Below are 10,547 nucleotides of genomic sequence, written 5' to 3'. Positions count from 1 at the left end.
ATAGTGTTTCGGTGGTCATAGCGTGAGGGAAACGCCCGGTTACATTCCGAACCCGGAAGCTAAGCCTTACAGCGCCGATGGTACTGCAGGGGGGACCCTGTGGGAGAGTAGGACGCCGCCGAACAATCATTGAGGGCCGTGGCCCCGGCAGGATTCTGCCGGGGCCACGGTCTTTTTCGCGTCTGTGCGCGTGCGCGTGTGCGGTGTGCCGGGGGGTCCGGTGGGTCCGGGAGGGGGCCTCGTGGCCGGGAACGGCGGCGGGGCCCCTTTCGCATGCCCGGACCCGAATCCGTACGGGGGAGGTGTATGGGCTGTCCGGGTGAGCTTCGGCAGGCGGCTTGATCGGGCCGGAGACAGAATCGGCACATGGATCTTCCGGGAGCGGGACACCGCCCACAGGGGCGGCTGGTGCACCCCGGTCGGCGGTTGCGACGGAGGACGCCCGCGTGAACGTGCTGATGCTGGTCACCTCCGATGTGGCCCACGACAGCCGAGTGGTACGGGAAGCGGCAGCCCTGGCAGAGGCCGGGCACACGGTCCACGTCCAGGGCCGTGACGTGCCCGAGGACTGGAAGCCCCCGGACGGCCTGTTCACGGTCGGCTCCTCCACCGGAGGCCAGGGCCTGCGGCCCACCAGGGGCGTCCCCCATGGCGTCGCGGCCCCCGCCCGTGCGGGCGCGTCCGGCTGCAGGACGGGCCGACTCTGGCGCGCCGGCCGGTGGCTGCTGCTGCCCCGCCACCGGCGCAGGGTCTGGTCGGCCTGGGTCCGAGCGGTCGTCCTGGACCTGCGGGGGAGGCGGTTCGACGTCGTGCACGCCCACGACTTCACGGCCCTGCCGCCGGCCGCCCGTTTCGCCCGCGAGCAGGGGGCGCTGCTGGTGTACGACGCGCACGAGTGGTGGTCCGGCCGTCAGCGCCACGGCTGTCCGGCACCGCTGGAGCGGCTGCGGGAGCGCCGCCTGGAGGCGGACCTGACGGCCAGGGCCGACGCCGTGGTGACGGTCAGCGAGGGGATCGCGCGGCGACTGGAGCGCTGGGCGGCCGGTCCGGTCATGGTGGTCCGCAACACCTTCCCCACCGCCTCCACCTCCACCTCCGCGTCCACGGACAGAGACGGAGACGGGGACGGGGACGCAGCCGCGGACGGGGACGGTGCGTCCCGCCCCCCCACTCCGGCGGGCCTGGTCTATGCGGGCCGGATCGGTGCCGGGAGGGATCTGCGGACGGTCCTCGCGGGGGCGGCGGGCCTGCTGCCGGTGGTGCTCGTGGGACCGTCCGACGGCACCTACGCTGCCGGGCTGACGGCCACCGGGCCGGCGGACGCCGCCGGCGTCGAGCTGCTGCCCCCGTGCCCGGTCGACGAGGTCGACGCCCTGCTGCGCCGCCACGGCCTGGCGGTGGTCACGCTCACCGACAGCTGCGACAACCACCGCCTGGCCCTGCCGAACAAGCTGTTCCACGCGGTGCGCGCCGGAGTGCCGGTGGTCGCCGCGGACCTGCCCGAGCTGAGGGCCGCCGTGGAGCGCCACGACCTGGGCGAGCTGTACCGGCCCGGCGACGCCGCGTCCTTCCGGGCGGCCGTGGAGCGCGCCACGGCGCGCTATCCGCAGCTGCTGCGTTCGGTGGCCTCGGCCCGGCCGGACCTCTCCTGGGAGGAGGACGCACGGCGCCTGGTGGGACTGTACGAGGAGCTGGCGTCGAAGCGGAGGCGCTCGGTCGCCCGCGGCACGGCGGTCCGGGGCGGCGCGGCTCCGACCGGTTCCGTCCGCCTGACGCAGGAGAGGCCGGAGCGGCCGGAGCGACCCGACCGGCCGGGCGCGGCCGCCGCGGGGGAGAGGGAGGACCGGGTGGCGGGAGGAGGCGGCACGGACCGCCGCCGCGCGGCCGCCGACGGGGTGCCGAGTCCGTGAGGGGCGCACCGGGCGCCCGGCGGGTCTCCTTCGCGGCCGCCCCCGCCCCGACCGCCCTGATCGCGCCGACCGCCCCCGTCCCGGGCCGGGTGGTGATGCTGGTGGCCAACGGGGTGGAGGGCGACTCCCGGGTGCAGAAGGCCGCCTGGTCGATGGCGGCGGCGGGCTGGGACGTGGTGCTGCTGGGCCGAGCGCCCGGCCCGGAGCGGCGCGAGTACCGCCTCGGCGGGGCGCGGGTGGTGCTGGTCCCGGTGGGCTCGGCGGTGTCGGGCTACGAGCGGGGCCGGTCGGAGCCGCTGCGACGTGCCCGGGAGCGGCGGTCCGCGTACGCCGCGGCGCGGGCCGCCGTCGCGCACCTCGACTCCCTGGACGCGCCGCGGAGCCGCCGCCTGCGCCTGGCCGCGGCGCTGCGCCGCGGGCTCGCCGCCCGGCCCGGTCCGGACGGCCTGCTGGTGCCGCTGGGCGCGGGCCGCGCGGCGGGACCGGTGCGCACGGCATGGGACGGGCTGCGGGGGGTGCTGGACCGGCGCGGGGGCTGGCGGTCCCTCAACCCGTGGTTCCGGGACCTGGAGTTGGCGTTCGCCCCCGTGCTGGACGCGCTGGTGCCCGAGTTGGTCCACGCCCACGACTTCCACACGGTGGGCATCGGCGCCCGCGCCGCCGCCCGGCTGGGCACGCCGGGCCGTCCGGTGCGGTGGGTCTACGACGCGCACGAGTACCTGGCCGGGATCGAGGTGCCCGGCCGCCTCGACGTCCGCGGCCGGCTGCGCCGCCGGATGCTGCTGGGCGTGGAGCGGGAGTACGCGGGGCGGGCGGACGCGGTGGTGACGGTCTCGGAGGCGATCGCCGACCGCCTGGCGGCCGACCACCGCCTGCTCCGCCGCCCGGCCGTGGTCCTCAACGCCCCGCTGGTCCCGGCGGAGGGGGAGGACGGGACCGGGCCCGGGGTGCGGGAGGTGTGCGGGCTGCCGCCGCACGTCCCGCTGCTGCTGTACAGCGGCGGCCTGGCACCGCGCCGCGGGGTGGCCACGGCGGTGCGGGCCCTGCCCGGCCTGCCCGGAGTGCACCTGGTGCTGGTGGCCCGCCGGGACGACCCGGACGCCGCCGGCCTGCGGGAGCTGGCGCGGCGGCTGGGGGTGGCGGACCGGCTGCACACGGCCGGGTACGTCCCCCCGGACCGGGTGGTGCCGTACGTCGCCTCCGCGACCGCCGGGCTGGTTCCGCTCCTGCACCGCCCGAACCACGAGCTGTCGCTCATCACCAAGTACCTGGAGTACCTGCACGCCCGGCTGCCGGTGCTCTGCAGCGACGTGGCGGAGATGGGCCGCACCACCCGCGCCCTGGGGGTGGGGGAGGTGTTCCGGGCGGGGGACGCGGCGGCGTTCGCCCGGGCGGTCCGGACGCTGCTGGCCGACCCGGAGCGGTACCGCGGGGCCTACGCCCCGGGCGGGGCCGCGGCGCGGGCGCTGTCCGGCTGGACCTGGCCGGGCCAGGCGGCCGTCCTCGACGGCCTGTACGCGGAGCTGACGGGCCGCCGCCCGGTGCCGCCGCCCGGGCCGCCGGGCCCGCTGCGCCTGCGCCCGGTGCCGCCCGGTGGCGGCGGGGAGCCGGAGGGGGCGGGCGCCACCGGACGGCCCCGCACGGCGCGCGGCCCGGCGGCGGATGTGCCTACCGTGCAGGGGTGACGTCCGCGCGGGCCGGTGCCCGGCCGCTGCCCGGCGTTCACCTGCAGAGGGGCCCCCGTTCAACGGCGTGCGGAAGCCTGAGGACGACGGCGGGGGCGTCAGGGGCTTCTTCCCGCCGTCCCGGTGCACCCGTGGCGGCACGACCACGGACCACGACGGAGGTGGCCGCATGCGCGGGCGCAACGAGGAGACGATCCCGGCGGCGCGTCCGGTGATCGGCGAGGACGAGATCGAGGCCGCGGTGCGGGTGCTGCGCAGCGGTGCGGTGGTGCAGGGCCCGGAGGTGGCGGCGTTCGAGGCGGAGTTCTCGGCGCTGGTGGAGGGCCGGCACTGCGTGGCCGTCAACTCCGGCACCTCTGCGCTGCAGCTGACTCTGCTGGCGCTGGGGATCGGGCCGGGCGACGAGGTGGTGGTCCCGTCGTTCTCGTTCGCTGCGACCGCCAACGCGGTGCGCCTGGTGGGCGCCGAGCCGGTCTTCGCCGACATCGAGCCGGGCAGCTTCTGCCTGGACCCGGACGCGGCGGCCGCCGCCGTGGGCCCGCGCACCGCCGCGATCATGCCGGTCCACCTGTACGGGCACCCGGCGGCGATGGACCGGCTGGTGCCGCTGGCGGAGCGGCACGGCCTCGCCCTGGTCGAGGACGCGGCCCAGGCGCACGCCGCGGCGCTCGGCGGGCGGCCGGTGGGCACCTTCGGGGCGGCGGGCTGCTTCAGCTTCTACCCGACGAAGAACATGCACTCCCTGGAGGGGGGCATGGTCACCACCGCCGACGAGCAGCTCGCCCGCACCCTGCGGCTGCTGCGCAACCAGGGCATGGAGCAGCGGTACGCCAACGAGATCGTCGGCGCCAACATGCGCCTGACCGACGTGGCCGCCGCGGTCGGCCGGGTCCAGCTGGGCCGCCTCGCCGGTTGGACGGAGCAGCGGCGGGCCAACGCCAAGCTGTTCGACTCGCGGCTGACGGGGCTGCGCACCCCGCCGGTCGCGGACGGCGCGCACCACGTCTACCACCAGTACACCGTGCGGGTGCCCGGCAACGGGCGGCCCGACCGGGACTGCCTGCAGAAGGCGCTGGCCGCCCGGGGGGTGGGCAGCGCGGTGTACTACCCGACGCCGATCCACCGGCTGAAGGCGTACTGCGGCGACGGCGGCGAGCAGGCGGCGCGCTGGGACCTGCCGGAGACCGAGCGGGCCTCGGCGGAGGTGCTGTCGCTGCCGGTGTACCCGACGCTGACGCCCGCCGAGCTGGAGCGGGTCGTGGCGGCGGCGAACGCGCTGGGCGGCCTGCTCTGACCCACCGCCCGCCCCTCCGCCGGGAGGCCGCCCCGCCGGTCCGCTGATCGTCCGCCGACGGTCCGGCAGGGCGGGCGGCGGGGGCGCCGGCAGGAGTGTCGGAAGGGCTGCCGGCAAGGCTGGCGGCAGGGCTGCCGGCGGGACTGCCGACGGGGCGGGCCGCCGCGTGCCGCGGGGCCCGGGCAGGTCCGGCGGCGCCGTCCCGAGGGCGGATCCGGCGGCCCCGGACGGCGGCCCCGGATGGCGGCGCTCGGCGCGCGGCCCCGCCCGGGGTCTGCCTACGGTTCCGGTGTGACCTCGGCAACGTCTGGCACCACCCGGCAGCAGCCGCCCGGGCCGCACCCCGCTCCGGCGGCCGTCGCGGGCCGTTCCGCGGCCCCGGCGGCGGCGCCCGGCGCCCGCGGGGGCCGCCGGGCGCAGAGCCGCCCCGGGCGGGCCGCGCCCCGCGTGCTCTACCTGGCCTTCTTCTTCCCGCCCACCCGCGCCAGCGGCGTCTACCGGGCGCTGGCGACCGCGAACCTGCTGGCCGACCGGGGCTGGGACGTCACGGTGGCCACGGCGCCGCGCGAGTTCTTCTCCGACTACCTGCGCTCCTACGACCCGTCGCTGGAGGCCCGCATCCACCCGGCGGTCGCCGTGGAGCGGCCGCGGATGGGGTACTTCCGCTGGGAGCGGGACGTGCGCCGGTACGGGAGGCTGCGGGCGAACCTGCCGAGCCTCGCGAACGCGGCCTACGGCTGGGCGCAGCGGCGGGTCTTCCCCGAGCACTACGCGACCTGGCTGCCGCACCTGCTGGCCCGCGCGGTGCGGCTGCATGCCGGGCGGCGGTTCGACGCGGTGCTGGCGACGGGGAACCCGTTCGCGTCGTTCGCGGCGGCCTGGGCGCTGGGCGGGGCGCTGCGTGTGCCGTACGTGCTGGACTACCGCGACCCGTGGACGTTCAACCCGCTGACCGGCGAGCTGTCCTTCCCCCCGGAGAGCAACGCGTGGGCGTGGGAGCGGCGGGTGCTGCGCGGCGCGGCGGAGGTGCTCCACGTCAACGAGCCCATCCGGCAGTGGTACGCGGACCGCTACCCCTTCGCGGCGGGGCGGCTGCGGGTGGTCCACAACGGCTGGGAGCCGGAGATCCTGGGCCGCCCGCGCTGGTCGCCGCGGCCGAGGGGCCGGCCGCTGCGCTTCGGCTACATCGGGACCCTCACCGACCACCTGCCGCTGGAGGTGCTCTTCGACGGGTGGCGCCTCGCCCGGCGCGACCCGGCGCTCGCGGGGGCGGAGCTGCACCTCCACGGGCACCTGGGGTTCTTCGCGCACAGCGCGCGGCCGCTGCTGGACCGGATGCCCGACCCGGCGGAGGGCCTCGGCGTGGTCTACCGGGGGCCGGTGGCCAAGGCCGAGGTGGCGGCGGCGTACGCGGAGATGGACGCGGTGGTGTTCCTGGCCGGGGGCTCGCGCTACGTCACCTCCGGCAAGGTCTTCGAGTACATGGCCACCGGCAAGCCGATCGTCTCGGTGCACCGGCCGGACCACGCGGCGGCGGAGGTGCTGCGCGGGCACCCGCTGTGGTTCGGCGGCGGGCGGCTGGACGCGGAGGCGGTGGCGGCCGCGTTCACGGCGGCGGGCCGGGCGGCGCTGGAGCTGACACCGGACCAGGTGGACCGGGCGCGGGAGCACGCGGAGCGGTTCACCCGCGAGGCGACGCTGGCGCCGTTCGAGGAGCGGTTGAGGAGGATCGCAGGTGGCCGCTGACCGCAGGCAGCACAGGGCCGGGCGGGCCCGCCCCGAGGGGCGGACCGGGAGCCTGGCGGTGGTGACGCCCTGGTACCCGTGTCCGCAGCGCCCGCACGCCGGGTCGTTCGTGCGGACGGCGACCGCCGCCGTGGCGGAACGTTTCGCCAGGGTGGACGTCCTCAACGGCGAGGACTGGCCCTCCACCCCCGGGGAGTTCCGGCACGACCTGGTCCGCACCGCCTACGAGCGCCTCGCCGGACCGCCCGGCGCCGCCCGGGCGCCCGTCCTGCCCGAGCACACCGCCGAGGGCTGGCGGCTGACCCGCGTCCCCGTGCCGGTGCGCCCCCGCGCCCCGTACGCGGACTGGGCGCGCGCCCACGAGTCCGCCCTGCGGGCCGTGCTCCCCGGCGGCGTGATCGACGCCGACGTCGTCCACGGCCACACCGGCGTCTACGGCGGCTGGGCGGCGTGCCGCCTCGCCCGGCCGGGCGCGCGGATCGTCGTCACCGAGCACGCCTCCTTCCTGCCCGCCGTGCTGCGGCAGCCCCCCTCCCGCGAGCTGTACCGGCAGGTGGTGGAGCGGGCCGACGCCTTCCTCTGCGTCAGCCCCTGGCTGCGCGAACGGCTGGCGCAGTCCTTCCCCGGGCACGCGGGGAAGTTCCGGGTGGTGCCCAACGCCGTGGACGTGGCGGCGGTCCCGGTGCGCCCCCGCCCGGTGCGCGAGCTGCGCCGCTGGCTCTTCGTCGGCAACCTGGTGCCCGCCAAGGGCGTGCCGCTGCTGCTGGACGCGTTCGCGGCGGCCGCCGTCGACGACCCCCGGCTGGAGCTCACCCTGGTCGGGCCGGGCGACGCGGAGGCCGTCCGGCGGCGGGCCGCCGAGCTGGGCGTCGGCCACCGGGTGGCCGTCCGCGGGCCGGTGGAGCCGCACGAGGTCGTCGGCGTCATGCACGACCACGACCTGCTGGTGCACCCCAGCACCTTCGAGACCTTCGGCATGACGGTCGTCGAGGCGGTGGCCTCCGGCATGCCGGTGCTCGTCACCCGCTGCGGCGGCCCGGAGCAGACCCTCGCCGGACTGGAGGGCGCCGCCGGGCGCCTGGTCGACCTCGCCGACGGGCCCGGGCCGCTGCTGGAGGGCTACCGGGCACTCGCCGCCGGCGTCGGCCGCCTGGACCCGGCGCGCGCCCGGGCGGCGATCGAGCGCCGCTACGGGCTGGCCGCCGTCGGCGCCCGGCTGGCCGAGGTGTACGCGGAGGCGGCCGTCCGTCCGTCCGCCCCGCCGTCCCCCGGCGTCGCGGCCGCCCCCGCCGTCCCCGCCGCCCCCTCCGCCCCTGCCGGCGCGGGCGCGGGCGCTGACGCGGACGGGCGGTCCGGGCGGGCCGACCGGCCCGGACCGCCGGGCGGCACGGCCCCGGGCGGCCGCGCCCGGCCGTCCGGCGCCCACCCGGGAGCGCCCGTCCGAGGGGCGGCATTGCACGGGCCCGCGACTCACGGGCCCGCACTCCGGGGGCCCGCCGGACCGCGTCCCCCGGCCGGGGCCGTCCCCGGCGGCCCCCCGGCCGCGGCCTCCGCCGGCCCCGGCGACCTGCCCCTCCTGCCGTGCGAGGGCGGGTACCGCCCGCCGCCCCCCGCCCGCGACGGCGCACCCGCCGCGCCCGGCGCCGCCGCCGGCCCCGGAGCGCCGGGCCTCCCGCCCGGCACGCCCCGGCACCCCGCCGCACCCCGGCCGGCCGCGCACGGCGGCCGGTCCCGCCCGCCGCAGGCCCCCCGCCACCGCCCCGAGCGGCACTCCTGCCTCCACCCCGCCGACCGCCGCCCCGCGCCGGCGGCCGCGTACCCGGACCCGCCGCGCCCCGGCGCGGGCGCCGTGCTGCTGCTCGCCCTGGGCGCCACCCGGCAGCGGGCCGTCGTCGAGGACGCCCGGTTCCTGGCCGAGCGCGGTGTGCCCGTCGTCGTGGTCGCGGGCCGCCGCGAGGTCGCCGAGGCCGCCGCGGAGGACCCGCGCGTCTGGACGGTCCTGCTGCCCCCCGGCGGCGGACTCCTCGGCGGCTGGCAGCTGTGGCGTGCCGCCCGCCGCGGACTGCGCGGCCTGCTGCCCCGCGGCCCGCGCCCCCGGATCGCGGAGGCCGTCGTGTGCGACGCCCCGGCCGCGGCCCTCGCCTGGCACCTCGCCCGCGCCGAGCCCGGCCTGCCCCTGCGCTGGGGCGTGGCGCGCGGCGCGTACGGGGCCGCGGCCCCCGCGGGCCGCCCCGGGACCCCCGCCGACCGGGCGGAGGCGGTCCGATGAGCGCCCAGGCCGCCGCCCCGGCCGACGCCCCGGCCGCCCCGGTCCGCGCCCCCGACCGCCCGGCCGCTCCCGGGGGCGGCGCAGGGAGCGGTGCGGACCGCCGCGTGCTGCTCCTCGCCCTCAACACCCGCCGGGTGGCTGCGGTCTGCGAGGACGCCGCGTTCCTGCTCTCCCGCGGGTTCGCCGTGGACCTGCTCACCGTCAATCCCGACCCGTGGCGGGCCGCCGGGCTGCCCCCGGCCGTACGGGCCTGGTCGCTGCGGACCGGCGAGGGCCGCCACCCGCTGCCCCGCGGCGAGCGGCTGCTGGTGTACCGCGCCCCGCGCAAGGCCCTCGCCCTGCTGCGGAGGGCCGCCGAGCCCCACTACGGGCACCCCGGCGCGGGCCGCCCGCTGGAGCTCGCGATCGGCGCGGCCGTCCGTGCGCACACCCGGCTCGCCGACGCCTTCCACCACCGGTTCTTCATCCGCGGCTACCGCGTGGTGCGCCCCTACCTGCTGTGGCGGGTGGCGCGCCGCGACCCCGGCCCGGCCCTGGTGTCCGCGGGCACCGAGCGCGTCGTGGTCTACGACACCTACGCCGTGCCCACCGCCTGGCACCTGGGCCGCCGCCACCCGCGGGTGGCGATCTCGCTCGGCCTGGACCGGGACCTCCACCCGGAGGAGCCCCGCGCGGACGAGCCCCGCGCGGAGGAGAGCCGTCCCGAGGAGCCCCGTCCGGGGAAGGAGGGCCAGGGATGAGCGGCACCCTGACCGGGCGGCAGGCCGGACAGGCGCCGCCCGCCCGCAAGCCGGAGCACCACCTCTTCCGCGCCCGGCGCGCGGGACTGCCGCACGTCCCGGCCTACCTCGGCCAGCTGTGGCAGCGGCGGCAGTTCGTCCACGAGATGGCGCGCAGCACCCTGCGGGCGCAGAACTACACCAGCTTCTTCGGCCAGCTCTGGCTGGTGCTCAACCCGCTGCTGCTGGGCTGCGTCTACTACGTCCTGGTCGACATCCTGGGCAGCGGCACCCGCCAGCACGACTACTTCGCCAAGCTGCTCGCCGGGCTGTTCGCCTTCAACTTCTTCTCCGGCTGCCTCGCCCAGTGCGCCGGCTCGGTGATCGGCAGCAGCCGGCTGATCATGAACAGCTCCTTCCCCCGGCTGCTGCTGCCGGTCACGCAGATCGTCATCGCCTTCATGCGGTTCCTGCCGTCGCTGGTGGTGTTCCTGGTGGTCCACGAGGTGGAGGGGCTGCCGTGGAGCTGGGCCATGGCCTGGGGGGTGCCCGCCTTCGTCTGCGTGGCGCTCTTCGGGGCGGGCCTGGGGTTCCTGTCCGCGACCGTCCAGGTGTACTTCCGCGACTTCGCCAACTTCCTGCCGTACCTGATCCGGATCTGGCTGTTCCTGTCGCCCGTGCTGTGGGCGCTGGAGGACCAGCTGGCCAAGGGCGGCCCCAAGGCGGTCCTGATCGCGGCCAACCCGCTCTCGCCGATGCTCGGGACCTGGGGCGACGCCCTGGTGCGCGGCCGCTTCACCCACCCCGAGTGGCTCGCGCAGGGCGCCTGCTGGGCCGTCGGGGCGTTCCTGACGGGCGCCCTGGTCTTCATGTGGAGGGAGCGTGAGTTCGCTGTCCGCCTCTGAACTGTCCGCCGCCGGGCCG

7 protein-coding genes and 1 rRNA gene are annotated in these 10,547 nt (G+C 78.3%); all 8 read left to right on the top strand.

The genetic code is table 11. The features are described 5' to 3' along the window. Positions 1-7: 7 nt before the first annotated feature. Positions 8-124 (top strand): 5S ribosomal RNA (gene rrf, locus LO771_RS20590). Positions 125-446: 322 nt separating this feature from the next. Continuing rightward, on the top strand, positions 447-1,910 hold the full coding sequence (locus LO771_RS20585) for a glycosyltransferase (RefSeq protein ID WP_230654586.1): 1,464 nt from the start codon (positions 447-449) through the stop codon (positions 1,908-1,910). Further along, positions 1,907-3,595, top strand: a complete 1,689-nt coding sequence (locus LO771_RS20575; protein ID WP_308188960.1) for a glycosyltransferase family 4 protein — start codon at positions 1,907-1,909, stop codon at positions 3,593-3,595. The genes LO771_RS20585 and LO771_RS20575 overlap by 4 nt, the downstream gene beginning before the upstream one ends. A 169-nt stretch (positions 3,596-3,764) precedes the next feature. Then, positions 3,765-4,889: a DegT/DnrJ/EryC1/StrS aminotransferase family protein gene (locus tag LO771_RS20570; RefSeq protein WP_230654584.1), complete on the top strand. Its 1,125-nt coding sequence runs from the start codon at positions 3,765-3,767 to the stop codon at positions 4,887-4,889. A gap of 291 nt (positions 4,890-5,180) precedes the next feature. Next, the gene (locus tag LO771_RS20565; protein WP_230654582.1) at positions 5,181-6,635 is read left to right on the top strand and encodes a glycosyltransferase; all 1,455 of its coding nucleotides are present in this window, start codon (positions 5,181-5,183) and stop codon (positions 6,633-6,635) included. After that, positions 6,625-8,904 carry a glycosyltransferase gene (locus tag LO771_RS20560; RefSeq protein ID WP_230654580.1) on the top strand — a complete coding sequence of 760 codons (2,280 nt, stop codon included), beginning with the start codon at positions 6,625-6,627 and terminating at the stop codon, positions 8,902-8,904. Before LO771_RS20565 ends, LO771_RS20560 begins: the two co-directional genes overlap by 11 nt. After that, positions 8,901-9,644: a hypothetical protein gene (locus LO771_RS20555; protein ID WP_230654579.1), complete on the top strand. Its 744-nt coding sequence runs from the start codon at positions 8,901-8,903 to the stop codon at positions 9,642-9,644. Before LO771_RS20560 ends, LO771_RS20555 begins: the two co-directional genes overlap by 4 nt. After that, entirely contained in the window at positions 9,641-10,528 is an 888-nt protein-coding gene (locus LO771_RS20550; RefSeq protein ID WP_230654577.1) for an ABC transporter permease, read from the top strand. The genes LO771_RS20555 and LO771_RS20550 overlap by 4 nt, the downstream gene beginning before the upstream one ends. Positions 10,529-10,547 lie beyond the last annotated feature (19 nt).

This window comes from Streptacidiphilus sp. ASG 303 (assembly GCF_020991365.1).
Classification (GTDB): domain Bacteria; phylum Actinomycetota; class Actinomycetes; order Streptomycetales; family Streptomycetaceae; genus Peterkaempfera.
This window is presented reverse-complemented; position numbering and strand designations above follow the sequence as displayed.

Coding starts and splice junctions, on each gene's coding strand:
- LO771_RS20570 (WP_230654584.1), top strand. CDS start 3,765: ATGCGCGGGCGCAACGAGGAGACGATCCCGGCGGCGCGTCCGGTGATC.
- LO771_RS20555 (WP_230654579.1), top strand. CDS start 8,901: ATGAGCGCCCAGGCCGCCGCCCCGGCCGACGCCCCGGCCGCCCCGGTC.
- LO771_RS20550 (WP_230654577.1), top strand. CDS start 9,641: ATGAGCGGCACCCTGACCGGGCGGCAGGCCGGACAGGCGCCGCCCGCC.